Here is a 25,916-nt window from a genome sequence, read left to right on the forward strand (position 1 = left end):
AAACAGCACCGGCAAGCGCCTCGTCATCGCGTGGACGACATTTACCTGTCTGTTGCCTGTCCGTCGCATTTGATTTCTGAAGACCGAAGGCCTATCCAAGCTCACGTGACCCAAGCGACGGCGACCAGGCGGACATGAGACGTAAATTTCTGCATATGATGCGCGACGTACGCCTGTTGTCGCGGCTGAAGCGCCGCCATTTCCTGTGGCCGGCCGCAATCGGCGTCGGGCTTGCAGCCGGCTACAACGCCGTCCTGCCTCTGCTGATTTCAACCACGAACGTGCGTCCGACCGTGGAGCACATGCTGAATGCCTGGTCCGGCGGCAAAAGCCGGATCGCCGGCAATCCCGAGATCAGCTTCTGGCCGGAACCGACGCTGACGCTCCGCTCGGCGACGATCGAAACGACGGACGGATCGTCCCGCAAGCTCGCGCATATCGGCAGCATTACCGCGACGTTCAGCCTGTTCTCGGCGATCGACGGCACGCCGGCGCTGCACGATGTCCGGCTGGTCGAGCCGGTCGTGACCCTTGAGCGGCGCACGGACGGCACACTCAACTGGCAGCGGCCGCACTGGCTGAATACACCGGATGTGCAGGCCGCCGACAAGGATACGCCCTTCGGCGACATCACGGTCGAAAACGGCCGCCTGCAGATCATCGACCTCGTCACCAACCAGACGCGGGAATTTTCCGGCATATCCGGAACAGTCTCCTGGCCGTCGTTCACCAAGCGGCTCAGCGCCCGGCTTTCCGGCACCCTTGCAGGGCAGGTGGTGGCCTGGACGCTCGAATGCGACGAACCGCTGATGCTGCTGACCGGCCGCAACGCGGCGCTGAAGACGTCGCTATCCTCGGCGGCGCTCAATCTCTCATTCGAAGGCAACGGCAATCTCTCCCAGGCACCGGCCGCGGCGGGACGGCTGCAGGTTTCGACTGCCTCGCTGCAGGCCCTTGCCGCCTGGTACAGGGGCAAGACGGCAGGCACCCTGCCGGACAGCGGCTTCAGCCTGAGTGCCAACGTCACCAGCGGCAAGGCCTCGCTGAAGCTCGACGAACTTCACCTGACGCTCGGCGGCGCCAACGCGACCGGCATCCTCGACATCTCAACGCCGATCGACGATACCCACCGCATCGAAGGCACGCTCGCCTTCGACCGCATCGATCTCAACGGACTGCAGCCGTTCATCGACCCGCTGGAGCCGGATGAACTCAGGCAACAACTCGGCGATGCATTCATGCGCAGCTGGCGTGCCGATGTGCGGCTGTCGGCGCAGGAGGCGCTGGTCGGCCCGCTGCGGCTCGAAGATCTTGCCGCCGGGGTCATCTTCGATCACGGGCACGCCTCCGTCAACGTCGCCGACAGCACCTATGCCAATGGCCGGCTCAGCGGTCGGCTCGCCGCTTCGGAAGAGGGTCTGGCCGGCGGCGGCAGGCTGGAACTGGTGCTGAAAAATGCCGACCTTGCTGCAGCCCTTGCAGACTTCGGCTTCACCGGCCCGATCCCAACCGGCCGGGGCAATGTCAATCTGGATCTTACGACGCAACACGCGTTCTGGCGCGCGCAGGTTGCCGAGGCTTCCGGCCGCATCAGGCTTTCGCTTGCCAATGGCAACCTCACCGGCTTCGACGCAAATGCCTTTACGAACCTTGTGCGGGCCGGCGAATTCTTTTCGCTGTCGCAGGCGAGCGACGGCAACTTCGCGTTCCAGACCGCGGATATCGACGCCAGCTTCGAGGAAGGGTCGGCGCGGCTGAACCGGGCGCTCTTTGCCGGCCAGACCGGCAATCTTTCGGTCAACGGCGTCATTCCCTATCGCAGCGGCAGCCTGGCGCTTGCCGGCACCTACATCGACACGCTGAACGCCGGGCAAAGGCTGCGTTTCTTCGTCGGCGGCTCCTGGCCGAATGCGGTGATCTCGCCCCTGTCGGTTCTCGGCGAACCCAACTGAAAACGGCCGGTGTCAGGGACACCGGCCGCTGGTTTCATAAGCGGGCCTTGGCGAAAGCGCAGCGGATCAGGACTGGGCGAAGGCGGCCCGCTCGTCCCGCTCGCGTTGCGCTTCGCGCTGCTTGGTAACGATCGAGGCAACCACCACGCCGATCGCGACCACGCCAATGAGGATGGTGCAGATCGCGTTGATTTCCGGCGTCACGCCCAGCCGCACCTGGCTGTAGATCTTCATCGGCAGCGTCGTGGCGCCCGGTCCCGTGGTGAAGCTCGAGATCACCAGATCGTCCAGCGACAGCGTGAAGGCGAGAACCCAGCCGGAAAACACCGCGGGCGCGATGACCGGAAGGGTGATCGAGAAGAAGGTTGTCACCGGAGTGGCGCCGAGATCGAGGGCCGCCTCTTCGATCGACCGGTCGAAGCTGAGCAACCGCGACTGCACCACCACGGCAACGAAGCACATGGTGAAGGTGATGTGCGCCAGCGTGATCGTCCAGAAGCCGCGGTCGAGACCAATGGCAACGAACAGCAACAGCAGCGACAGGCCGGTGATCACCTCGGGCATGACGAGCGGCGCATAGACCATGCCGGAAAACAGCATGCGGCCACGGAAGCGGGTGTAGCGGACGAGCGCCAAAGCCGCGAGCGTACCGAGCACCGTGGCGAAGGTCGCCGAGATCAGCGCGACGCGGATCGTCACCCAGGCGGCATCGAGCAGGGCCTGATTGTGCCAGAGCTGCGCGTACCACTTGGTCGAAAACCCGGCCCAGACGGTGACAAGTTTCGATTCGTTGAAGGAGAAGATCACCAGAAGCACGATCGGCAGGTAGAGGAAGCCGAAGCCGAGCACGATCGAGGCGATGTTGAAACGTGACCAGTTGCCCATGTCCTACCTCCCCTCGCTGTCGGCTTTGGCCTGGGCGTTCTGGAAGTAGACGATCGGTAGCACCAGGATCAGAAGCAGGATCGTCGCCACGGCCGAGGAAACCGGCCAGTCGCGGTTGGCATTGAACTCGTTCCAGAGCGTCTTGCCGATCATCAACGTCTCCGAACCGCCGAGCAGGTCGGGGATAACGAATTCGCCGACGGCGGGGATGAAGACCAGCAGGCAGCCGGCGACGACGCCCGCCAGCGACATCGGGAAGGTCACACGCCAGAAGGCGGTAAACGGCGTGCAGCCGAGGTCGAGTGCCGCCTCCGTCAGGGTGTGATCCATCTTCTCGAGCGACGAATAGATCGGCAGCACCATGAACGGCAGATAGGAATAGACGATGCCGATGTAGATCGCCCAATTGGTGTTGAGGATGATCAGCGGCTGGTCGATGACGTTGATGCTCAGCAGGAACTGGTTGAGCAACCCTTCGGGTTTCAGGATCGCGATCCAGGCGTAGACGCGGATCAGGAAGCTCGTCCAGAACGGCAGGATCACGAGCATCAGCAACGTCGGGCGAATGGTCTTCGGCGCCTTCGCCATGCCGTAGGCGACCGGATAGGCGATCAGCAGCGTCAGCACGGTCGAAACCGCCGCGATGATGACGCTCGACACATAGGCGTTGAAGTAGAGGACATCCTCCGTCAGCCAGACGTAGTTGTCGAACGAGAACTCTTTCGCCTTTTCAAGGATGCCGGACAGGCCACCGAAGAGATCGAAGACCGGCGTATAGGGCGGCATCGCCACCGCCGTCTGCGACAGCGAGATGCGGAAGACGATGAAGAACGGGATCAGAAAGAAAAACAGCAGCCAGGCATAGGGGATGATGATGACGAGGCGGCTGAAGAGAGCGGATGCGACACGGGTCATGGCCTCAATCCTTCAGAACGACGCCGGCGTCTTCGCCGAAGGAAACCCAGACCTCCTGGTCGTAGCCGAGCGGATCCTCGACCGCGCGCACTGCGTTGAGCGACGACGCCTTGATCACGCGTCCATCCTTCAGGCGCACGTGGAAGACGGTCATGTCGCCGAGATAGCCGATATCCCAGATCTCGCCCTGAACGGCGTTGACGGGCGCGTGCGCCGGCGGCTGACGGCTGACGCGGATCTTTTCCGGGCGGACGGCGACGGCCGACTTGCCGCCGGCAGCCGGCGTCTCGGGCGATGCCATGCGGATGGGGAAACCGTTGGTGCCTTCAAGGCGCACATAGCCGCCCTCGGCTCCGGAGACCGCTCCTTCGAAAATGTTGACGTCGCCGATGAAGTCCGCGACGAAACGCGAGTTCGGCGCCTCGTAGATTTCGGCAGGCGTCGCCACCTGGATGACCTTGCCGTGGCTCATCACCGCGATGCGGTCGGCCATGGTCATCGCCTCTTCCTGGTCGTGGGTGACGACGACGAAGGTGAGGCCGAGTTCCTGCTGCAGATCCATCAGTTCGAACTGGGTTTCCTCGCGCAGTTTCTTGTCGAGCGCGCCGAGCGGTTCGTCGAGGAGCAGCACCTTCGGCCGCTTGGCGAGCGAGCGGGCAAGCGCGACACGCTGGCGCTGACCGCCTGAAAGCTGGTGCGGCTTGCGCTGGGAGAACTTCTCGAGCTTCACCAGCTTCAGCATCTGGGCGACGCGCTCGGCAATATCCGCCTTCGGCATGCCATCCTGCTTCAGGCCGAAGGCGATGTTCTTCTCCACGTTCATATGTGGGAAGAGCGCGTAGGACTGGAACATCATATTGACCGGACGCCTGTAGGGCGGAATGCCGGCGAGGCTCTGCCCGTCGAGGATGATCTCGCCCGACGTCGGCTGTTCGAAGCCGGCGAGCATGCGCAGAAGCGTCGACTTTCCGCAGCCGGACGCACCCAGCAGCGCAAAGAACTCGCGCGTGTAGATATCCAGCGAAAGGTCGTCGACGGCGGTGAAATCGCCGAACCGCTTGGTCACGTTCTTGAAGGAAATGAATGGCTTGGAAGCGGGATCCGCCCAAGGGGCAAAGGACCGCCGGATACTGCCGAGAGACTTCATCATCTATCCCCGAATGATACAGCCGATGGGCACTCTCGTTTTCCCCGGTGCCCCCTTAAGAAAATTGCCCGGATTTTGAGGTCCGGGCAATTCGTTTTCCGCTCTTACTGGCCGGTTACGACCTTTGTCCAGAGTCGGGTCAACACCCTCTGTTCTTTCGCCTCGAAGGGCGTCACCGTGAACAGTTTCTGCATCACCTCGTCCGACGGATAGATGGCGCTGTCTTCCAAAACAGCCTTGTCGAGGAACTGCTGCGAGGCCTTGTTGCCGTTGGCGTAGAAGACGTAGTTCGATGCCTTGGCCACGACTTCGGGCTTCATCATGTAGTTGAGGAAGGCGTGCGCCTCCTCGACGTGCGGTGCATCAGCCGGGATCGCAAGCATGTCGAACCACATCTGCGCGCCTTGGGACGGGATCGCGTAGTCGACGGTCACACCGGCCTTGGCTTCGGCCGCACGGTCGCGGGCCTGGAAGACGTCGCCGGAAAAGCCGATTGCAAGGCAGATGTCGCCGTTGGCAAGCGCATTGATGTATTCCGACGAATGGAACTTGCGCACATTGGGACGGATGCTCGCCAGCAGCTCAGCGGCCTTTTCCAGGTCTGCCGCCTCGTGACTATCCGGATTGAGGCCGAGGTAAGCGAGCGCCGAAGGCATCACGTCGGTCGGAGAATCGAGGATGTGGATGCCGCAATCCTTGAACTTCGCCGCCAGTTCCGGCTTGAAGATGACGTCCCAGTTGGGCTTCTCGTCCGTGCCGAGGATCGCCTTCATCTTGTCGACGTTGTAGCCGATGCCGGTCGTGCCCCACATGTAGTCGATGGCATAGTCGTTGCCCGGATCGTACTTGGCCGTACGCTCCATGATCACGTCCCACATATTGGAAAGGTTCGGCAGCTTCGACTTGTCGAGCTTCTGGAACACGCCCGCGGCGATCTGCCGCTGCAGGAAGGTTGCCGTCGGCACCACCACGTCGTAGCCCGAACCACCCGCAAGCAGCTTCGTCTCCAGGATCTCGTTGCTGTCGAAGACGTCGTAGACGACCTTGATGCCGGTCTCCTTGGTGAAATCTTCCAGAATGCTGCTGTCGATATAGTCCGACCAGTTGTAGACGTTGACCACGCGCTCCTGCGCGGAGGCCAGCATGGTCGAGCCGGCCAGAACGGCTGCCGCCAGGGTTGTGACGATGAGCTTGGACATACAACTCCCCTCTTGGTTTTTTCGTATCGGGCCCGGCACACCGGGACACCGTCCAATCCGCTTCGTTCAGGCCGGAGGTTAGGCATCTTTCTCGATAACCTCAAGCGCTTTCGTGCCGATAAGAAGCGCCGCCCTGTGGGCTCGTCAGTTTCACAAGTCGAAGAAAAACGGGCACTTATGGCGGCCGGCTTCCAGCCTGTCGCCCTCGACCCGGCCGCAGCGGCACCGTTAACCATAGCTTTGCCGCCTCTGTACGGACCGCCATTTACGATTGATTAACCATGATCGCCATGCGATTTTCCCGACAGTAGCGGTGAAGGATCTCAGGTGTCGTCATGGGTGAGCAGGTCGTCGGCGGGAAAAGCCGCAGGATCGATCCGAAGCAGTTGAAGCGCCTGTCGGTGCTCGAGCCACGCAAGGCCCTTGCGGCAATCGCATTCGACTGGGCGTTGATTGCAGCAGCCATCGCCATCAGCGAATATTTCGGCAACCTCTTCGTCTACCTCGTTGCCGTGATGCTGATCGCCGGACGCATGCATGCGCTCGGCTGCATGATCCACGAGGCGGCGCACTACCGCATCATCCGCAACCGGAAACTCAGCGACTGGATGAGCGACCTGTTGCTCGCCTGGCCGGTGCTGGCCACCGTCGACGGCTATCGCCAGAACCACCTCGCCCACCACCAGCATGCCAATACCGATCAGGATCCGGACTGGACGGCGAAGCTCGGCATGCCGCAATTCACTTTCCCGCAGAAGGTCGTGCGCGGTATCACGCAACTGCTCGGCTATCTCGTCGCGGTCAATTCGCTGCGCGACATGCTGTACATGGCCAAGCGCATGGGGAAGAACGATCGCTCGACGCTTCAGTACAAGCTGCTGCGCATCGGCTTCTACGTCGCCGCCGCCGCGATCTTCACGTTCTTCGGCATCTGGCGGGAAGTGGCGCTCTACTGGGTGCTGCCGTTTCTCACCTTCTTCTGCCTGTTCCTTTATATACGCAGCGTCGCCGAACATTTCGGCAGTATGGATTATAGCGATGAACTGACGAGTTCACGCACGGTCTATCCGCACGCCTGGGAGAAGCTGTTCTTCGCACCCCACAACATCAACTACCACCTGGAGCACCATCTCTATCCGGGCGTACCGTTCTACAATTTGCCGGAACTGCACGCGATTTTGATGCGCAACAGGGCCTATGCCGACAAGGCGCACATCACCCGCGGCTACACGACGGGACTGCCGGCAGAGTGCTTCGCGGCGAATGCGCCGCTTCTGCCCAACGAGCACCCCGTCAGCTACTGAAAATCGAAAACGCTGAGTCCCGTCGCCATTTCGTCGAGCCCGAGCGGCCGGGTGACCGGCGGCTCGGCGCGCGCCAGACAGCCCTGGCGCTCGCAGAGCCGACAGGCGGCACCGATCGCGACTGCCGGCGGCAACGCGGCCCCATAGACGGTCTCGTCGGCAACCGACGCCTCGCAGCCAAGAAGAAGCGCCGTGCGCCGGACACGCTCATGGAACGCCGCCTGCGGCCCCTCCAGCGTGCGTGCCACCGTCAGGAACTCGGCACCGTCGGGCATTTCGACACGATCGACCAGGACCTGCCCCGGCACCGAGAAGGCGGCGTGGATATTGAGCTTCGGACAGCCACCACCGAATTTCGCCTGCGGAAAGCCAGATGCGCCGGCCCGCCGCAGCCGGTGGCCGGCATTGTCGATCTCCATCAGGAAGAACGGCAGCCCCTGGGCGCCCGGCCGCTGCAGCATGGTCAGCCGGTTGGCGGCCTGCTCGAACGAGACCTGGAAGCGGGCGCGCAGGACATCGATGTCGTACTTCGCCCGCTGCGCGGCGGCAAGGAAAGCGGCATAGGGCATCATCAGGGCGTGCGCGCCGTAGCGCGCCAGCTCGAAGCGAGCGATGCGGCGCGCTTCCGCCGTCGAGAGCCTTGACATCCCAAGCTCCGCCGTGATCGCCTCATGACAGGCAATCGACACGGCTTCCATGGCGACCTCGCGCAACTGGTCGTAGGGCGAAAGCCGCTCGGAGACGAAGAGGCGCATGGAGTGCCTGTCGAAGCGACGGCGCAGGTTCGGCATGGCGTGCACCGGCAGGCTGCGCACGACGAGGCCGTGCTCCTTCTTCAGCCAGGTCTTGAGCGCGCCGATCAGATCGTCACCCGGCGATAGCGCCTCGTGGAAGGTTTCCGCCGCCGCCTCGATGCCGGCGAAATAATTCGGCCGTCCCTCGAAGGTCTCGCGCACCTCGTCCATCGGCAGCCGCGTGCCCGAAAGCGCCTCCATGTGCCCCTGCCCCGCCAGAAGGTCCGCCAAATCCTTGAGGCGTGAGGCCTGTTCGCGATAGGCGCGATAGAGCTTGACGACGCCGCCGGCGGCATTGGGGGCAGCTTCCGCCACCTCGATCAGTTCCTGCTCCCCCGGCAACTCCGCCGACAGCAGCGGATCGGCGAAAACCTCACGCAATTGCGTGAGGCTGCCGCCGGTTTCGCCCTGCAATTCGTCGAGATCGACCTTGTAGACCGAGGCAAGCTTCAAAAGCAGTTGCACCGTCAGCGGTCGCTGGTTGCGCTCGATCAGATTGAGGTAGGACGGAGAGATGCCGAGCGCCTCGGCCATGGCAGTCTGGGTCAGCGACAGGCCATTGCGAATACGCCTGACCCGCGGACCGGCAAAGATCTTGTTCTCGGCCATTTGTCACTACCTTTACAATTCGCACGGCGCACAGCGCTTTACATTTTTTACAAATTTACTTCGCCACTCTGTCAAAGGCAAGACAAGATAACCCTTTTGATCTCGCCAGTTCATTGTTTCCAATAGCCGAATACTGCAGCGCAATGTAAAAACTGTCACATGAACTCGAAACACAAGGCGCCGTACGACAAAAGTCGAATGGGTGTTTGATTTTGACAGGAGGAAGTAATGACTGATTTTTACAAGCTCGTTCCCAGCGCACCGCAAGGCCGCTTCGATGGCGTCGATCGACCCTATACAGCAGAGACCGTGAAGCGGCTGCGCGGGTCGGTCGAGATCCGCCATTCGCTGGCCGAAATGGGCGCGAACCGCTTGTGGAAACTCATTCACGAGGACGACTTCGTCAACGCGCTGGGCGCACTCTCGGGCAACCAGGCCATGCAGATGGTCCGCGCTGGCCTGAAGGCGATCTATCTCTCCGGCTGGCAGGTCGCAGCCGATGCCAACACCGCTTCGGCCATGTATCCGGACCAGTCGCTCTATCCGGCCAATGCCGCGCCTGAGCTTGCCAAGCGCATCAATCGTACGCTGCAGCGCGCCGACCAGATCGAGACCTCCGAGGGCAAGGGCCTTTCGGTCGACACCTGGTTCGCACCGATCGTCGCCGACGCCGAAGCCGGCTTCGGCGGCCCTCTCAACGCCTTCGAGATCATGAAGGCCTTTATCGAGGCAGGGGCTGCCGGCGTCCACTACGAGGACCAACTTGCGTCTGAAAAGAAGTGCGGCCATCTCGGAGGCAAGGTGCTGATCCCGACGGCGGCCCATATCCGCAACCTGAACGCGGCCCGGCTTGCCGCCGACGTCATGGGCACGCCGACGCTGGTCATCGCCCGCACCGATGCCGAAGCGGCGAAGTTGCTTACCTCCGACATCGACGAGCGCGATCGCCCCTTCGTCGACTACGATGCCGGCCGTACGGTCGAAGGCTTCTACCAGGTGAAGAACGGGCTTGAGCCCTGCATCGCCCGCGCTGTTGCCTATGCGCCGCATTGCGACCTCATCTGGTGCGAAACCTCGAAGCCGGATCTCGAGCAGGCCCGCAAGTTCGCCGAGGGCGTGCACAAGGTGCATCCGGGCAAGCTGCTCGCCTACAATTGCTCGCCGTCGTTCAACTGGAAAAAGAACCTCGACGACGCGACGATCGCCAAGTTCCAGCGGGAGCTCGGTGCGATGGGCTACAAGTTCCAGTTCATCACACTGGCCGGCTTCCACCAGCTGAACTTCGGCATGTTCGAACTGGCGCGTGGCTACAAGGCACGGCAGATGGCCGCCTATTCGGAGCTGCAGGAGGCGGAATTCGCCGCCGAGGTCAACGGCTACACCGCCACCAAGCACCAGCGCGAAGTCGGCACCGGCTATTTCGACGCCGTCTCGATGGCGATCACCGGCGGCCAGTCCTCGACAACAGCGATGAAGGAATCGACCGAGCACGATCAGTTCCGCCCGGCCGCAGAGTGAAAGCCCGGCGGGAGCGTGGCAATCCCTGCCCGCTGCGCTCCTGCCGACCCCTCGTAAGTGAAATGGATGCGGGCGGAAAACCGCAAACACGCTCCAGCCTCGAACCTCAAGGAGAAGTCCAATGACAGTCCAGACACGCGTCAAGGAACGGGCCGAGGAACAGTCTTCGGCGATGACCCCGGACCAGCAGGCAGCAATCCGCATGGTCGCCAACGACCTGCACCGCCTCAACCAGTCCGTGATGAAGGCCGTCGATGCCGGCGTTTCGGTCGAGCTTGTGCGCTCGGCCCGTCACCACGGCGGCGAAGGCAACTGGGGCGACTTGTTGATCCCGGTTATCGTCACCCAGGGCCGGCCATGATGCTCGCCACAACGCTGTTTGCGGCGATCCTGCTGTCGTCGCTACCGCTCTGCCCTACAGCCGTGGCTGCAGCGACAAAAGCGACCACAGGTTGATTTTGTCGAAAGCGATTGAAAGTGGGAGAAATTGGAATGGCCGGCGCTTTGCCGGCTATTCTGCGTTGTTAGGATGACACAGCACGCAACGAATGCTTGTCTCCGCTATTTCAGGTTGATCGAATCTGCGATGCCTGGCTATATTAGGCATACCTGTCTTAGGCAAAGGCACGCATGTATCGTTCGACGAAACCTGCAGATACCGCCGAACTGACGGAGCTGATCTACGGCGCCGCCTTTGGCGATTGCGGCTGGCAGGATTTTCTCGACCGGCTGACGACGACCATGCCCAACGGGCGTTCCGCGCTCCATTACCATGACCTCGCGTCACCAGCGGCCTGCGTGCCCTATGTCTCCGGCTTTACCCCCGATGCCATCGACCAGTTCAACGATCACTTTGCGGCGATCAACCCTTGGATACCGAAATCGGTTCTCGTGCCGGTGGGGCGCGGCCTCTCGGGCGAGCATATCGTCTCGCGCGCGGAGCTGACGAAATCGGAATTCTACAATGACTGGCTGAAGCGCCAGACCGGCAGCGAGACCACGGTCGGCGTGACCATCGTGCGCAGCCCGACGCGGACCTTGCTCCTGTCGACCTGCACCTCTTCGACGGACGAGGACCTCAACCAGCAGGCGGCCGACCACTACACGCTCCTTGCGCCCCACCTGAAGCGCGCCTTCGACTTCCTGCGGCGGCGCGACCTGATGATGGCCGAGCAGCATGAGGGCCGGACCCTGCTCGATACGATCGGCGTCGGCGTGATCTATGTGGGCGACAATCTGCGCATCCGCTCGATGAACCACAACGCCGAACGAATGGCGGCGAACGGCTCGCCGTTCCGGGTCGCGGTCAACGGCCGTCTGTTCATGGACGAACCGGAAACCAATGCGGCACTCGAGCTTCTGGCCTCGCCGGTCGGCGCCCCGGCGCAGCCGCAGCTGCGTGTCGTCAGGACCGCCGAACACGGCGCCTTCCGCATCACCCTGGTCCGGCGAAGCGCCACCATCTTTACCGAGCTTCTCGACGGGCCGACGGTAGCGGTTCTGATCGAGCCTGCAACGTCGCTCATCGGCGATCTCAGGCACGACCATCTGAAGGACCATTACGGCCTGACCCCGGCTGAGATCCGCATTGCCTGCGGTATCGCCGCCGGCCTGACGCTGAAGGAAATGTCGCAGGCCAACGGCGTCAGCTATGAGACGACCCGGACACAGCTCAAAAGCATCTATGCCAAGACCCGGGTCAATTCGCAGGCCGCACTCGTCAAGCTGCTGATGCGCTGATCGCGCACCCACGAAGCACCCAGGCGGCGGCGTTCCCTGCCACCGGAGCCAACAGGGGCTGCCCGTCTCAGCTGCGGCGCGGTCGCTTTCCGGCAAAGATATCCACGTGACTGCGCAAGAGCTTCGTCATGCGATCGACCACCGTTCGTATCTCCTTGCGGTGCCTGTCCTCGTTGTTCATGACGATCCATTGCCGGTGCCGGAGCGCCGGGATCTCCTCGCCGGCGCGCTCCAGCATCGGATCGAGATCGCCGACGAAGCAGGGAAGCACCGCACAGCCGGCGCCGGCGCGTGCGAGATCGAGCAGCGAGCGCGGCCGTGTGACCGTGGCGACGATCCGTCCCTCCCAGCCCCCCTTCACCTGCTCGTGCGGCCAGCGCAGATAGGCGGAGATCGCCTCCTCCTCGCCGACGGCCACCCATCGCGCGCTCGCGCCCGGCGGCGCGTTCTTCTGGCGATAGGCGGCATAGGCGACGTCGCCGACCGGACTTGCCGCCAAGTAGGCCTCCTCCGGCTCGAAGGCGCGGATGCCGATATCGGTCTCGCGATAAGCGAGGCTGGCGCGTGTCTCGCCGACGGTTATCGCCAGGCTGAAGCCGTCCCTTTCGGTGCAAAGCGCCGGAAAATTCTCCGCCAGCAGCCAGGCGATCCAAGTGCCGACGGTGATGCGGACCGTCGCGCCCTCGCCTTCCTGGCGCCAGCTCTCGACCCGGCGCGCCGCCGATTCCATTTCCTGAAGCTGCTCGAACAGAAGTTCGCCATCGCCAGTGAGCTGATAGCCGGTCTGGCTGCGCAGAAACAGCGTGCGGCCGGTGCGTTCCTCAAGCTCCAGCATCCGCCGGCCGACGGTCGCCGGGCTGGACCCGAGCGCCTGCGCTGCTCCGGTGAGCCCGCCGGCGCGCGCCACGCTCATGAAACAGCGGTAGATATCCCAATCCATGTCTTTCATCGGTGAAAAACATAGAGCGATATCCGATGTATGTAAAACTGGTTTTGCTGCATAAAAGAAGTGATGCCCATCAACTGAGGAGCATCACGATGGAAATGATGGCAATGGTCTACATCGCCGACATGGCCCTGAAAACGCGCCGCTGGGACGAGGATTTCGATCCGAAACCGCCCGGCCTTCTACGTCGGGCGTTCACAGCACTCGCGGCCGCAGTCACCAGGCGACGCAAGAGCAGCCTCCACGCCGATAAAAAAAGCACCGCGAAGCCCTGCGGCCACGCGGTGCAATGTTAGCCCCTGCCCTTGTTATGTCGCACGGCATCGGGTGCCGTGCTTTCGGCTGGCGACGTTGCCTGCCGCCAGCGAAACCCTTTGCCGGACGCCTCAGGCTGCCCGGTAGCTGTCGTAGTCTTCCGCCTCCGGCTCCAGCCGGAACTGCTCGACCAGCATCATCAGCGTGTCGGCCTGGTTGGCGAGCGCGCGGCTTGTCGCCGTCGCCTCTTCCACCATCGAAGCGTTCTGCTGCGTCATCTGGTCCATCTGGTTGACCGAGCCATTGACCTCGTTGAGCGCTACGGCCTGGTCACGGCTGGCGGTTGCGATCATCTCGACATGCTGGCTGACGGTGACGATCTGGGCGCTGATCGAGGCCAGCACTTCGCCGGTTTCCTTGACCAGGTGCGAACCGGCATTGACCTCGTTCGTCGACTTGTTGATGAGCCCCTTGATCTCACGCGCGGCCTCCGCCGAGCGCTGCGCCAGTTCGCGCACTTCCTGGGCGACGACGGCAAAACCCTTGCCGGCCTCACCGGCGCGCGCCGCCTCGATACCGGCGTTGAGCGCCAGGAGGTTGGTCTGGAAGGCGATGTCGTCGATCACCTCGATGATCTGCTCGATCTGGCGCGAAGCCTCCTCGATGCGTCCCATGGCGGCGATCGCGTTGGTGACGACGGTCGCCGAACTGTCGGCGCTACGCTTCGTCTGGATCACCGCATGGTTGGCCTCGCCGGCACGCTCGGCCGAGGAACGGACGGTGACGGTGATCTGATCGACGGCAGCCGCGGTTTCTTCGAGCGAGGCGGCCTGGGCCTCCGTGCGCTTCGACAGCGAATCTGCCGCATGATGCATGCTGGAGCCGCTCTCCTGGATCGCCTGCGCATTGGCGCGGATCTGGGCGAGCGTGTTTTGCAGGCGGATCAGCGAACCGTTGAAGTCCTGGCGCAGCTGCTCGAGGCGACCATGGAACGGCACGTCGATCTGGCGCGACAGGTCGCCCTGGGCCAGGCGGCCTAGGCCAGCGGCAAGCTCGCTGACGGCGAGATCGATCTGGCGATCGAGCTCGCGCTTTTCCTGGTCGTTGCGGCTGCGCTCCATATCGGCGCGCGTCCGCTGCTCTTCGCTTTCGGCCTCGATGCGCACCTTGGAGAGCGCGTTCTCCTTGAACACGCCAAGGGCGCGCGCCATGTCGCCGATTTCGTCGCGGCGGCCGTCGCCGTCGATCGTCGTGTCGAGGCGGCCATCGGCGAGACGACGCATTGCCGCGGTGATCTGGCCGATCGGCTTCTTCAGCGTCAGCGTCAGGGCGATGCCGGCCAGAAGCGCGATGACGACACCGGCAACGGTCGCGGCGACCGAGATCTGGTTCGCCTCGTTACGCTCGGTCCCGGCGGCAACCTTCTGCTGTTCGGCAAATTCGGTGAGGTCGGTCCAGATCTGGTTGATCGATTGCCCGGCGGCGTCGAAATCTGCGGTGCGCTTGACGGTGATCTCGACGAGCGCTGCGGCATCCTTCTTCATCGCCGTCAGGATCGGCATCAGCGTGTCGGCGATCTTGTCGAAGGAGGCGCCGTCGCTCGCGACACCGCGAAGCGTCGCCATGTTCTGCTGAACGGCGAGCGACTTGTCGAGTAGCTTCTGGCGATTGCTCTCGTTCGTCAGGCCCATGAAGGTGGCTGCGGAAATCTGGATATCGGTGATCGACGACGAGAGACGACGGGTAGCTGTCAGAACCGATTCCGTCGTGACGATCTGTTCGTCGAGTTCGGCGAAAATCCGCGTCGCGTCACGCATCTTGCCGACGGACGCCGCTTCCAGGCGGAAGCTCGCCGTGCGGAAGCGGTCGACATACTTGGAAATACCGGCAAGCGTTTCCGGTCCGGCCGGCGCCTTCAGGATGGCGCCGATCTCGCTCGATGCCGAGGTGATGGTCTCGGTAAGCGACTTTTCGTCCTTCGGCAGCAGGCGGAAAATATCACGCTCGGTGCGGCCGATCATCGGGAAGCGTTCCTTGACCGCCTTCAGCTTCTCGTCGACCGTGATCGCCTTGCTCACTTCGGTGCCGAACTCGTTGAAGAAGCGGCTTGCGCGCATCAGCTTTTCGGCTTCGCGCAGCATGGTCTTGGCGGCGTTCTCGCTCTTGCGAACGGCGTATTGCAGGCGGTTCGATTCTTCGTTGATCTTGGCGCGCTCGATCAGCAAGGCGTCGAGGTTCGAGTTCATTGCCGTGCGCAGGTCCTGCTCGCCAACGTGCAGCGTCCAAAGGCCGCCGATGCGGGCCTCGATGTCGCTCGTCGCCGCGATCGCAGCCTTCAGTTCGTCCTGGCCGTTCTGGCCGGCGACCTGTGCAGCGGTATCGGCGAGCACGTCCTTCTGCGCCGAGATCGTCGACTGCACGGCATCACGGGTTTCTTCGGTGGTCGAATGCAGGAAGGCGTTCATGCCCGCATAGACATCCTTGAAGCCGCTCAAGGTCTGCAACACGCTGTTGGAAATCTCCATGCGTCCCTGAAGCAGGCCGGACGCATAGAGGCCGGTGATACCGACGGCACAGATGCTGACGACGAAGGGCAGAATGAAAAACAGCACCTTCGTCTGGATCTTGAAACGGGCAAGAATTCTATCGATGAACATGGAAAACACCTTGGCTCGCAGCTCGCATTCGCCTCCCCCGACGGCTCGCTAGGTCTTCGCACTCAACGACAGGGCGTGAATGTGCGAACGATCGAGAGCCACCCGATGCGCAAACAGGCTGATGTTTTTCGAAAAATCATGCGGCGCACACCGCCAGTCCGTCGGCAATCATTGCGGATCCACGGCGCCACTCCTCGGCAACGTGAACCTGACGAAACTCACATCGTCGCACTATCTGTTTTGAACGATTAAAATTTGTATAAGCGCATTCAACCCGCGGCAGAAATTCCGTAGGCGTGCGCGGACGCGTCAAATGCGCCCGAGAGGCGGCCGCTTAAGGCCGATCCCCTGAACTCAGAACCAGAGAGCCGGAAGGGCTGCGAGGGCGGCAACGGCAAAGAATGCAATCAAGGCGAGGCGCGTGAGTGCGGCCTTCTGCTGACGGCTCTCATCGGTGCGGGCGATCGCGATGGCGCGGGGACGGCGGCGGATTTGGTTCATGGCATCCTGTCCTTGTCACATTGACCGGCAACGCTGGGTCCGCATGACCCGTATTGCCCGTCACAGTTATATTGCAGCCATGCCGTGGCGGAAGAAAGTCAAAAAATCAGAAACAGTGTTATTTCCGTTTACGCGACAATCCGATCCCACCAACTGCCGGCTGTGCCGACAAGGATAAAGGTTCGGCGAGATACATTAACAATCACTGAAGCTCGACCCGCCAAAACCGGGGAAATCAGGCGTCCTGGCCGGCCGCAAAGCCCGACGCCCAGGCCCATTGGAAATTGTAGCCACCGAGCCAGCCGGTCACATCGACGCACTCGCCAATAAAATAGAGCCCCGGCACCGCCTTTGCCTGCATCGTCTTGGAGTCGAGCCCGTTGGTATCGACGCCGCCAAGCGTGACTTCTGCCGTGCGGTAGCCTTCCGAACCGGCTGGCTTGATGGTCCAGGCCTGGATCGAGGTGGCAAGCTGATTGATGGTCTTGTCCGAGAGATCGGCCAACTGGCGCCCGGTCAGCTTTGCGCCGTCGGCGAAAAACTGTGCCAGCCGCCGCGGCAGGATATCACCGAGTGCCGTCTGCACCGCCTGCTTGCCGTGACTGCGCCTCGCATCCTTGAGAAGGGAGGCAATGTCGATGTCGGGCATCAACCTGAGCACGATCTCCTGCCCCTCGCGCCAATAGGAGGAGATCTGCAGGATGGCCGGGCCGCTTAGGCCGCGATGGGTGATCAGCACCGCCTCGCGGAACGCCGTCTTGCCGGACCGCGCTTCCGCATCGGCAGCGACGCCGGCCAGATCACCGATCGCTTCGAGTTGCGCCGGATCGAGCGTCAGCGGCACGAGACCGGGACGCGTTTCGATGAGCCCGAGACCGAACTGCTCGGCGATCCGGTAGGCAAGCCCGGTCGCCCCCATCTTCGGTATCGACTTGCCGCCGCTGGCAACGACCAACGACTGTGCATCGATCGGTCCCTCGCCCGTCATCACGCGAAAACCGGCGCCATGGCGCTCGACGCTTTCGATCGTCGTTTCGAGGCGAAGATCGGCATGAACGTCGCGCATTTCGGACAGCAGCATCTTGATGATGTCTTTCGCCGAATGGTCGCAGAAGAGTTGACCGAGGGTCTTTTCGTGCCAGGCGATGCCATGCCTTTCGACTAAAGCGAGGAAATCGCGCGGCGTGTAGCGCGCCAGCGCCGACTTTGCGAAATGCGGATTGGCGGACAGAAAGTTCTTCGGCCCCGCATGGATATTGGTGAAGTTGCAGCGGCCACCGCCGGAGATGCGGATCTTTTCACCCGGCGCCTTGGCATGGTCGAGCACGGCCACGCGGCGGCCGCGCTTGCCCGCCTCGATGGCGCACATCATGCCGGCGGCACCGGCGCCAATGATGACCACATCTGTCTTTTCAGCCACGAAACACTCCGCTCGTTTGTCCTTCCATTCCGGGGGCAAAGCAGAAAGTCAATGATCAAGCCCATCTAGCCAATTGCCAATCTGTGGTTATGATGCGCTATCCGAAGCCAAAACCGGTGATTTATGCCCTCCAAGAGAAGTGCTGCCCAACAAACAACGAAAATCAGCAAGACTTCGAAAATACCCCCCGCCCTCCACTCCCTCCGCGGTGTGAAGACCTGGAAGGAAGCCACGGACTGGCTCAAGATCCGCGGCATCGAAGACGTCGAATGCATCACGCCCGACCTCGCCGGCGTTCCGCGCGGCAAGATGATGCCGACCTCGAAGTTCACCTCCAACACCTCGCTGGCGCTGCCCTCGGCGGTCTACCGCCACACGATCTCGGGCGAGTATCCGGACGAAACCGGCCAGTTCCGCTACGATTCCCGCGACAGCGACATCAAGCTCGTGCCCGATCTTTCGACCCTTTCGGTCGTTCCCTGGGAGACCGACCCGACGGCGCAGGTGATCTGCGACATCGTCGGCTCGCAGGGCGAGCAGATCAGCTACACGCCGCGCAACGTGCTGAAGCGCGTGGTCGATCTCTACAAGCAGAAGGGCTGGAAGCCGGTCGTCGCACCCGAGATCGAATTCTACCTCGTCGCCACCAATGACGATCCAGACTATCCCCTGCATCCGCCGAAAGGCCGCTCCGGTCGCTCGATCCTCGGCGGCCAAGGTTATTCGATCGCCGGCATCAACGAATTCGATGAACTGATCGACGACATCTATCACTTCTCCGAGAAGCAGGGTCTCGAGATCGATACGCTGATCCACGAAGAAGGACCGGCGCAGCTGGAAATCAACCTGCGCCATGGCGATCCGATCGAGCTGGCCGACCAGGTCTTCCTGTTCAAACGGACGATCCGCGAGGCGGCGCTGAAACACGGCATCTATGCCACCTTCATGGCCAAGCCGATGCAGGGCCAGCCGGGCTCGGCGATGCACATTCACCAGTCGGTGGTCGAGATCAACACCGGCCGCAACCTGTTCTCCAACCCGGACGGTTCCGCATCGAAGGAATTCTTCCACTTCATCGGCGGCATGCAGCACTACGTGCCGCGCACGCTGGTGATGATGGCACCCTATGTGAACTCCTTCCGCCGACTGACGCCCGACATGTCGGCGCCGGTCAACACCGCCTGGGGCTACGACAACCGCACCACCGCCTTCCGCATCCCGGTGTCGGAGCCGGTCGCCCGGCGTATCGAGAACCGGCTGCCGAGTTCGGATGCCAATCCCTATCTGGCGCTCGCGGCCTCGCTCGCCTGCGGCTATCTCGGCATCATAGAACAGCGCGATCCGACGGCGCCGACCGAGGACACGGCCAACGAGGGCGAGATCGACCTGCCCCGCGGCCTGCTCGAAGCCGTTGCGCTGCTGGAATCGGCACCCTCGCTTGCAGATGTGCTCAGCCCCGAGTTCATCGCCATCTATGCCGGCGTCAAGCGTGGCGAGTTCGAGACCTTCATGCAGGTCATCAGCCCCTGGGAACGCGAATTCCTGCTTCTCAACGTCTGATCCGAAAGGCCTTCCATGCCCTGGCAAAGCCCGATTTCGCCCGGTTTCTCCTGGTATGAGGCAACCGTGCCGGATCGACCGGATTACCCGGCGATGCCCGGTTCGCGCAAGGCGGACGTGGCGATCGTCGGCGGCGGCTATACCGGCCTGCAGGCTGCCCTCAACCTGGCGCGCCAGGGCGTCGACGTCACCTTGATCGATGCCTGTCGCTTCGGCGACGGGGCATCCGGGCGCAATGGCGGCCAATTCGGCACCGGCCAGCGCGCCTGGGCGGACGAGACCGAGGAAAGCCTTGGCCATGAGCGGGCGCAGGCGCTGTTCACCATGGCGGAGAACGCCAAGCGCTATGTGCTCGATTTCGCCAGCACCCACGAGATCGACATCGAGTTCGTGCCCGGCCAGCTCTCGGTCGGGCACAAGAAAAGTCTCGAAAAGGACTACCGCGATCATGCCGAAGCGATGGCCACGCGCTTCGGCTATCCGCATCTGTCGTTCATGGAGCGCGAAGAGACCGCAAGCCGGCTCGGATCGAGCCATTATCACTTCGGCATCCGCGACACGGGAACCGGCCATATCCATCCGATGAAGCTGCTGGTCGGGCTTGCCAAACAGGCGGCCCTTGCCGGCGCGCATCTGTTCGAACAGACCAAGGCGCTGAAGATCGACCGGAATGCGGGCGGGATCGTCATCGCCACCGATCGCGGCACGATTACCGCCGACCGCGTGCTCGTTGCCTGCAACGCCTATATCGGCAATCTGGAGCCGGTAAGCGCCAGTCACGTGATGCCGATCCGTTCCTTCATCGGCGCGACCAGCGTGCTTGCCGATCATCCCGATGTCATTCCCGGCGGCGAATCGGTCGACGATTCGCGCTTTGTCGTGCGCTATTTCCGCAAGTCGCGCGACGGGCGGCTGCTTTTCGGCGGGCGCGAGGCCTATACCGCCGACAATCCGCTCGACATCTCCACCCATATCCGCCGGCAGATCAGCGAGATCTATCCGCAGCTTGCCAATATCGAGATCACCCATGCCTGGGGCGGCTCGGTCGGCATCACCATGCCGCGCACGCCGTTCTGTCGTGAAGTGATGCCGGGCGTTACCTCGATCGGCGGTTATTCCGGCCACGGCGTGATGCTTTCCAACTATTGCGGCAAGCTCTATGCCGACCTGGCGCTTGGCAAGGAGACCGAACTCGATCTCCTGAAAGCCCTGAAAATCCCGGCTTTTCCGGGTGGAACGCGCTTCCGCTCCGCCCTTCTCTTCCTCGCCCTAAGCTGGTACGCATTACGCGACAGGTTCTAAAGAAACGCCTGCGGCAGCATTTTATTGCGCCGCACCCTAGCGCGTTTAAATCGATTAGATTATATGTGTCCCTGACCTGAACAGATCGAGATATTCCATGAGCAGCCAGATCATTCCCGTCGAACCATTTGATTATGTTGTGTTCGGGGGCACCGGCGATCTTGCGGAGCGCAAGCTGCTGCCGGCGCTCTACCACCGGCAGCTGGAAGGCCAGATCACCGAGCCGACCCGCATCATCGGCGCGTCGCGCGCGGCACTCAGCCATGAGGAATATCGCAAGTTTGCCGTCGATGCGCTGAAGGAACATCTCAAAGCCGACGAATACAAGGAAGAAGAGGTCGCCAAGTTTGCGGCGCGGCTGTTTTACGTGTCCGTCGACGCCAAGTCCGACCAGGGCTGGGACACGCTGAAGAAGCTGCTCGAAGAGGGCAAGGAGCGCATCCGCGCCTTCTATCTCGCCGTCGGCCCGGCGATCTTCGGCGACATCTCGGAGCGGATCCGCGACCACAAGCTGATCACCAAGAACACCCGCATCGTCGTCGAAAAGCCGATCGGCCGCGACCTTGCGTCGGCGACCGAGCTCAACGACACGATCGGCAAGGTCTTCCGCGAAGAGCAGATCTTCCGCATCGACCACTATCTCGGCAAGGAGACGGTGCAGAACCTGATGGCGCTGCGCTTTGCCAATGCGCTTTACGAGCCGCTCTGGAACTCCGCCCATATCGACCACGTGCAGATCACCGTGTCGGAAGCGGTCGGCCTGGAAAACCGCGCAGGCTACTACGACAAGGCCGGTGCGCTGCGTGACATGGTGCAGAACCATATCCTGCAGCTCGTCTGCTTCGTCGCCATGGAAGCGCCGACCTCGATGGACGCCGAAGCCGTTCGCGACGAGAAGCTGAAGGTCCTGCGCGCGCTGAAGCCGATCACGTCGTCCAACGTCGAGCAGGTGACGGTGCGCGGTCAGTACCGCGCCGGCGCCTCCGCCGGCGGCCCGGTCAAGGGCTACCTCGAAGAGCTCGAAGGCGGCGTTTCCAACACCGAGACCTTCGTGGCGATCAAGGCGGAAGTCAGCAACTGGCGTTGGGCCGGCGTGCCCTTCTACATCCGCACCGGCAAGCGCCTTGCAGGCCGCATGTCGGAAATCGTTATCACCTTCAAGCAGATCCCGCACTCGATCTTCGACAACAATGCCGGCCGCATCTCGGCCAACCAGCTCGTCATCCGACTGCAGCCGAACGAAGGCGTGAAGCAGTCGCTGATGATCAAGGACCCGGGCCCGGGCGGCATGCGCCTGCGCAGCGTCTCGCTCGACATGAGCTTCGCCGAGGCCTTTGCCGTGCGCAATGCCGATGCCTATGAGCGCCTCCTCTTCGACGTCGTGCGCAACAACCAGACGCTGTTCGTACGCCGCGACGAGGTCGAGGCCGCGTGGAAGTGGGTGGATCCGATCCTGAAGGCCTGGGAGGAAACCGGGCAGCAGGTGCAGGGCTATACCGCCGGCACCTGGGGACCGAGCCAGTCGATTGCGCTCATCGAGCGCGACGGCCGCACGTGGAACGATGCGATCTAGGGTGCGACCATGACGACGACGCTTCATACATTCGAAAACGGTGCGGCATTGGCGGAAGGCCTTGCCCACGCCGTGAGCGCCGCATTGGCGGCCGGCATTGCCGCGCGCGGCTCGGCGAGCATCGCCGTTTCCGGCGGCTCGACGCCCAAGGCCTTTTTCCGGGCGCTGTCCAACAGGAACATCGCCTGGGACAAGGTCACGGTCACGCTCGTCGACGAGCGCTTCGTACCGCCGGAAAGCGACCGCTCCAATCATGGCCTGGTGGCCGCCAACCTGCTTCAGGGCAAGGCGGCTGCGGCGACATTCCTGCCGCTTTACCATGCAGCCCCTTCGGCCGAGGCCGCAGCCGAGATCGCCAGCCGCGAGACCGCCGCCGTCGGCGCGCCCTTCGATGTGGCGATCCTGGGCATGGGTACGGACGGGCATACGGCATCGTTCTTCCCCGGCGGTTCGCAGCTTGCCCGTGCCATCGACCCGGCAACGCCGCGCGGCGTGATCACGATGGAAGCGGAAGGCGCCGGCGAAACCCGGCTGACGCTGACGTTTGCCAGCCTTCAGGATGCGCGACTTCTCGTCCTCCACATCGAGGGCGAAGGCAAGAAGACCGTTCTCGCCAAGGCGGAAGAAGCCGGTGACGAGAAGGACATGCCGATCCGCGCGATGCTGCGCCGAGCCGCATCGCCGGTCGAGATCTACTGGGCGCCCTAAAACACCATCAATGCCGGGTCGATGAGGCCCGACTTGAAGGCTGCAGACACATTCGCCCGGTGGTGCGCCCCGCCGGAACGAACAGGTGTTTTGAAAAACTGCCGGGACACAGACGCACCTCCCAAGCGTCATGTTCCGGTTCGATGACTGGATGAAGATGAGGAGTCACTGGACTCCGGAACAGGATTTGCCATGTCCGCCGATTCCCGCATTGCCGCGATCACCGCTCGCATCGTCGAGCGCTCGAAACCGCACCGCGAGCCCTATCTCGATCGCGTCCGTCGGGCTGCATCGAGCGGTCCGCACCGCAGCGTGCTCGGTTGCGGCAACCTCGCGCATGGCTTTGCCGTCTGTTCCCCCGCCGAGAAGGTGGCGCTTGCGGGCGACCGTGTGGCCAATCTCGGCATCATCACCTCCTACAACGACATGCTGTCGGCGCATCAACCGTTCGAGACCTATCCGGCGCTGATCCGCGACGCGGCACGTGAGGCGGGCGGCGTCGCGCAGGTTGCCGGCGGCGTGCCGGCCATGTGCGACGGCGTCACCCAGGGGCAGCCGGGCATGGAGCTGTCGCTGTTTTCCCGCGACCTGATCGCCATGTCCGCCGGCATCGGCCTGTCGCACAACATGTTCGACAGCACCGTCTATCTCGGCGTCTGCGACAAGATCGTTCCGGGCCTGGTGATTGCGGCACTCACCTTCGGTCATCTGCCGGCGATCTTCGTGCCGGCCGGACCGATGACCTCTGGCCTGCCGAACGACGAGAAGGCGCGGGTCCGCCAGCTCTTTGCCGAAGGCAAGGTCGGGCGCGAAGAACTGCTCGAAGCGGAATCCAAGTCCTATCACGGACCGGGCACCTGTACCTTCTACGGCACCGCCAACTCCAACCAGATGCTGATGGAGATCATGGGCTTCCATCTGCCCGGCGCCTCTTTCATCAATCCGGGCACGCCGCTGCGCGACGCGCTGACGAAGGAAGCGGCAAAGCGGGCGCTGGCGATCACCGCCATGGGCAACGAATTCACCCCGGCCGGCGAGATGATCGACGAACGCTCGATCGTCAACGGCGTCGTCGGCCTGCATGCGACCGGCGGCTCGACCAACCACACGATGCACCTCGTCGCCATGGCGCGGGCTGCCGGCATCGTGCTCACCTGGCAGGACATCTCCGAGCTCTCGGACATCGTGCCGCTGTTGGCGCGCGTCTATCCGAACGGGCTTGCCGACGTGAACCACTTCCACGCCGCCGGCGGCATGGGCTTCCTGATCAGCCAGCTGCTTCGCGCCGGCCTGCTGCACGACGACGTGCGCACAGTCGTCGGCCAGGGTCTCGACGCCTACAAGATCGACGTACGCCTCGGCGCCGACGGCAATGTCGAGCGCGTGCCGACGCCGAAGGAAAGCGCTGATCCGAAGGTGCTTGCGACCATCGAGCAGCCGTTCCAGCATTCGGGCGGGCTCAAGATGCTGACCGGCAATCTCGGCAAGGCCGTCATCAAGATCTCTGCCGTCAAGCCGGATCGTCACATCATCGAGGCGCCTGCCAAGATCTTCCACGACCAGGCCGAACTCAACGCCGCGTTCAAGGCCGGCAAGCTCGAGGGCGACTTCGTCGCCGTCGTGCGCTTCCAGGGCCCGAAGGCCAACGGCATGCCGGAACTGCACAAGCTGACGACCGTGCTCGGCATCCTGCAGGACCGCGGCCAGCGCGTCGCCATCCTGACGGACGGCCGCATGTCCGGTGCCTCGGGCAAGGTGCCGGCGGCGATCCACGTGACGCCGGAAGCGAAGGACGGCGGCCCGATCGCTCGCATCCAGGAAGGCGACATCGTGCGCATCGACGCTGTTGCAGGCACGATCGAGGTGCTGGTCGAGGATATCGCGCTGAAGACGCGGGTGCCGGCACATGCCGACCTCTCCGACAACGACTTCGGAATGGGCCGCGAACTGTTCGCGCCGTTCCGCGCGATTGCGGGTGCGGCTGATCAGGGCGCGAGCGTGCTCTTCCACTGACCTACAAAAGCGCCGTCCCCATCGGCGCGGCGCTTTGGTCTCCAGACGATCGGAAAGCTCAGGGCAGCGGCCCGGGGAACATGTCGTTGCGCCCGTCATAGCGCTCGATCTCCAGCGTGAAGACATCGACGCCCTCGATGCAGCGGGCATTGATCGAGATCTTGTTGTCCGGGTAGCCGCTGCGCATGATCGGCGTCGAACAGGTCGGGCAGAAATGGTGCCCCTCGTTAAGGCCGCGCCAGATGTAGCTCGACAGGCGGCGCTTTTCGGACAAGAGCTTCACCTTGGCGGCGTCCACCTTCCAATGCAGGAAGCCGGAGCGCCGGCAGGTCGAGCAATTGCAGTCGACGAGACCGGTAAGCTCTTCGTCGACTTCGACGGCGATATCGCCGCAATGGCAGGAAAGCCGATAGGGTCGCTGCATGGTTCAGGTCCGATCCCGTTGATTGAGACCACAACCATCCATTGAGCGCGGCAGGGCCGTCAAGCCCGACGCGGCACCTCAGCGATAGATGTCGAGCGTCCGGTTCCGGTGGTTCGGATGGCTGCTGTAGACGAAGATGCGGTTGAGGTCGCGGTCGCTCAGAAGCCGCAGGAAGCGCGCTTCGATGATGTTGTTGGCATGCACGCGCTTCGTCAGGCAGCCGACCATCTGGATGCGTGCGCTCGGGATATCCAGATAGAAATTCTGCGGCAGCTGGTACTTTGTCAGGATGCCGAGAACCGCACCGCTCTTCGACAGCTTGATGATCTCGCAGCGGCGGGAGCTCAGCTGCGTCATGCCCTTCTCGGTATATTCGATGCGCGCCTCGTTTCGCGTGTCCTCCATCGGGAAGTTCGTCTCCCGATCGTACATGAAGGACTCTTCCTTGTTCAGGAAGTGCTGCTGCAATGCTGCCCCGTTCATCGAAATGCCTT

The 25,916-nt window shown here is 62.8% G+C and carries 22 protein-coding genes; 11 read left to right on the forward strand and 11 right to left on the reverse strand.

Annotated elements, in window-relative coordinates:
- Window positions 1-134: 134 nt before the first annotated feature.
- On the forward strand, window positions 135-1,952 hold the full coding sequence (locus ACIQUG_RS17265) for an AsmA-like C-terminal region-containing protein (protein ID WP_402323304.1): 1,818 nt from the start codon (window positions 135-137) through the stop codon (window positions 1,950-1,952).
- Between the two features lie 66 nt (window positions 1,953-2,018).
- Here the strand turns inward: ACIQUG_RS17265 and ACIQUG_RS17270 are convergent, their stop codons facing one another.
- The 4 genes from ACIQUG_RS17270 to ACIQUG_RS17285 form a co-directional block, all read right to left on the reverse strand.
- A complete protein-coding gene (locus ACIQUG_RS17270) occupies window positions 2,019-2,837 on the reverse strand; it encodes an ABC transporter permease subunit (protein WP_192447783.1) in 819 nt (272 codons plus the stop codon).
- Between the two features lie 3 nt (window positions 2,838-2,840).
- Window positions 2,841-3,752, reverse strand: a complete 912-nt coding sequence (locus ACIQUG_RS17275; RefSeq protein ID WP_043618213.1) for an ABC transporter permease subunit — start codon at window positions 3,750-3,752, stop codon at window positions 2,841-2,843.
- Window positions 3,753-3,756: 4 nt separating this feature from the next.
- The gene (locus ACIQUG_RS17280) at window positions 3,757-4,899 is read right to left on the reverse strand and encodes an ABC transporter ATP-binding protein (protein WP_192448307.1); all 1,143 of its coding nucleotides are present in this window, start codon (window positions 4,897-4,899) and stop codon (window positions 3,757-3,759) included.
- A gap of 104 nt (window positions 4,900-5,003) precedes the next feature.
- Entirely contained in the window at window positions 5,004-6,098 is a 1,095-nt protein-coding gene (locus ACIQUG_RS17285; protein ID WP_043618210.1) for a polyamine ABC transporter substrate-binding protein, read from the reverse strand.
- 335 nt (window positions 6,099-6,433) lie between these two features.
- Here ACIQUG_RS17285 and ACIQUG_RS17290 point away from each other — a divergent pair, with 335 nt between their 5' ends.
- Window positions 6,434-7,402 carry a fatty acid desaturase family protein gene (locus ACIQUG_RS17290; RefSeq protein WP_402323305.1) on the forward strand — a complete coding sequence of 323 codons (969 nt, stop codon included), beginning with the start codon at window positions 6,434-6,436 and terminating at the stop codon, window positions 7,400-7,402.
- Here ACIQUG_RS17290 and ACIQUG_RS17295 read toward each other — a convergent pair.
- Window positions 7,396-8,805 (reverse strand): short-chain fatty acyl-CoA regulator family protein, encoded by a 1,410-nt coding sequence (locus tag ACIQUG_RS17295; RefSeq protein ID WP_402323306.1) that lies wholly within the window; start codon window positions 8,803-8,805, stop codon window positions 7,396-7,398. The two genes, ACIQUG_RS17290 and ACIQUG_RS17295, sit on opposite strands and share 7 nt — an antisense overlap.
- Window positions 8,806-9,033: 228 nt before the next feature.
- Between ACIQUG_RS17295 and aceA the strand changes: the two genes are divergently transcribed.
- From aceA to ACIQUG_RS17310, 3 genes are all read left to right on the forward strand, one after another.
- The gene (gene aceA / locus ACIQUG_RS17300) at window positions 9,034-10,323 is read left to right on the forward strand and encodes an isocitrate lyase (RefSeq protein WP_192447791.1); all 1,290 of its coding nucleotides are present in this window, start codon (window positions 9,034-9,036) and stop codon (window positions 10,321-10,323) included.
- 121 nt (window positions 10,324-10,444) lie between these two features.
- A complete protein-coding gene (locus ACIQUG_RS17305) occupies window positions 10,445-10,684 on the forward strand; it encodes a hypothetical protein (protein ID WP_034800815.1) in 240 nt (79 codons plus the stop codon).
- 269 nt (window positions 10,685-10,953) lie between these two features.
- Window positions 10,954-12,063 carry a helix-turn-helix transcriptional regulator gene (locus ACIQUG_RS17310; RefSeq protein WP_402323307.1) on the forward strand — a complete coding sequence of 370 codons (1,110 nt, stop codon included), beginning with the start codon at window positions 10,954-10,956 and terminating at the stop codon, window positions 12,061-12,063.
- Between the two features lie 67 nt (window positions 12,064-12,130).
- On the opposite strand, the gene ACIQUG_RS17315 is transcribed toward ACIQUG_RS17310, so the two are convergent.
- Complete coding sequence (locus ACIQUG_RS17315; protein ID WP_192447794.1) at window positions 12,131-13,012, reverse strand: LysR family transcriptional regulator; 882 nt, start codon at window positions 13,010-13,012, stop codon at window positions 12,131-12,133.
- Window positions 13,013-13,101: 89 nt separating this feature from the next.
- Between ACIQUG_RS17315 and ACIQUG_RS17320 the strand changes: the two genes are divergently transcribed.
- Window positions 13,102-13,305 carry a hypothetical protein gene (locus tag ACIQUG_RS17320; RefSeq protein WP_402323308.1) on the forward strand — a complete coding sequence of 68 codons (204 nt, stop codon included), beginning with the start codon at window positions 13,102-13,104 and terminating at the stop codon, window positions 13,303-13,305.
- Between the two features lie 90 nt (window positions 13,306-13,395).
- Here ACIQUG_RS17320 and ACIQUG_RS17325 read toward each other — a convergent pair whose 3' ends face one another.
- From ACIQUG_RS17325 to ACIQUG_RS17335, 3 genes are all read right to left on the reverse strand, one after another.
- Window positions 13,396-15,921, reverse strand: coding sequence for a methyl-accepting chemotaxis protein (locus ACIQUG_RS17325; RefSeq protein ID WP_402323309.1), 2,526 nt, complete (start codon window positions 15,919-15,921; stop codon window positions 13,396-13,398).
- 354 nt (window positions 15,922-16,275) lie between these two features.
- Window positions 16,276-16,422: a hypothetical protein gene (locus tag ACIQUG_RS17330; RefSeq protein WP_192447798.1), complete on the reverse strand. Its 147-nt coding sequence runs from the start codon at window positions 16,420-16,422 to the stop codon at window positions 16,276-16,278.
- Window positions 16,423-16,657: 235 nt separating this feature from the next.
- A complete protein-coding gene (locus ACIQUG_RS17335; protein ID WP_402323310.1) occupies window positions 16,658-17,842 on the reverse strand; it encodes an NAD(P)/FAD-dependent oxidoreductase in 1,185 nt (394 codons plus the stop codon).
- 123 nt (window positions 17,843-17,965) lie between these two features.
- On the opposite strand from ACIQUG_RS17335, the gene ACIQUG_RS17340 reads away from it, so the two are divergent.
- The 5 genes from ACIQUG_RS17340 to edd all read left to right on the forward strand — a co-directional run bounded on the left by ACIQUG_RS17340 (window position 17,966) and on the right by edd (window position 24,998).
- On the forward strand, window positions 17,966-19,402 hold the full coding sequence (locus ACIQUG_RS17340; RefSeq protein WP_043617932.1) for a glutamine synthetase family protein: 1,437 nt from the start codon (window positions 17,966-17,968) through the stop codon (window positions 19,400-19,402).
- A gap of 15 nt (window positions 19,403-19,417) precedes the next feature.
- Window positions 19,418-20,704 (forward strand): NAD(P)/FAD-dependent oxidoreductase, encoded by a 1,287-nt coding sequence (locus ACIQUG_RS17345; RefSeq protein ID WP_402323311.1) that lies wholly within the window; start codon window positions 19,418-19,420, stop codon window positions 20,702-20,704.
- Window positions 20,705-20,801: 97 nt separating this feature from the next.
- Entirely contained in the window at window positions 20,802-22,277 is a 1,476-nt protein-coding gene (zwf, locus tag ACIQUG_RS17350; protein WP_402323312.1) for a glucose-6-phosphate dehydrogenase, read from the forward strand.
- A 9-nt stretch (window positions 22,278-22,286) separates the two neighbouring features.
- Window positions 22,287-22,985: a 6-phosphogluconolactonase gene (pgl, locus tag ACIQUG_RS17355; RefSeq protein ID WP_402323313.1), complete on the forward strand. Its 699-nt coding sequence runs from the start codon at window positions 22,287-22,289 to the stop codon at window positions 22,983-22,985.
- 192 nt (window positions 22,986-23,177) lie between these two features.
- The gene (gene edd, locus ACIQUG_RS17360; RefSeq protein WP_402323314.1) at window positions 23,178-24,998 is read left to right on the forward strand and encodes a phosphogluconate dehydratase; all 1,821 of its coding nucleotides are present in this window, start codon (window positions 23,178-23,180) and stop codon (window positions 24,996-24,998) included.
- 58 nt (window positions 24,999-25,056) lie between these two features.
- Here the strand turns inward: edd and ACIQUG_RS17365 are convergent, their stop codons facing one another.
- Both ACIQUG_RS17365 and ACIQUG_RS17370 read right to left on the reverse strand, forming a co-directional pair.
- Complete coding sequence (locus ACIQUG_RS17365) at window positions 25,057-25,422, reverse strand: GFA family protein (protein WP_402323315.1); 366 nt, start codon at window positions 25,420-25,422, stop codon at window positions 25,057-25,059.
- 78 nt (window positions 25,423-25,500) lie between these two features.
- Window positions 25,501-25,905 carry a hypothetical protein gene (locus tag ACIQUG_RS17370; protein ID WP_402323316.1) on the reverse strand — a complete coding sequence of 135 codons (405 nt, stop codon included), beginning with the start codon at window positions 25,903-25,905 and terminating at the stop codon, window positions 25,501-25,503.
- Between the last annotated feature and the right edge of the window lie 11 nt (window positions 25,906-25,916).

The organism is Ensifer sp. NPDC090286 (genome assembly GCF_044769565.1).
Taxonomy (GTDB): Bacteria; Pseudomonadota; Alphaproteobacteria; order Rhizobiales; family Rhizobiaceae; genus Ensifer.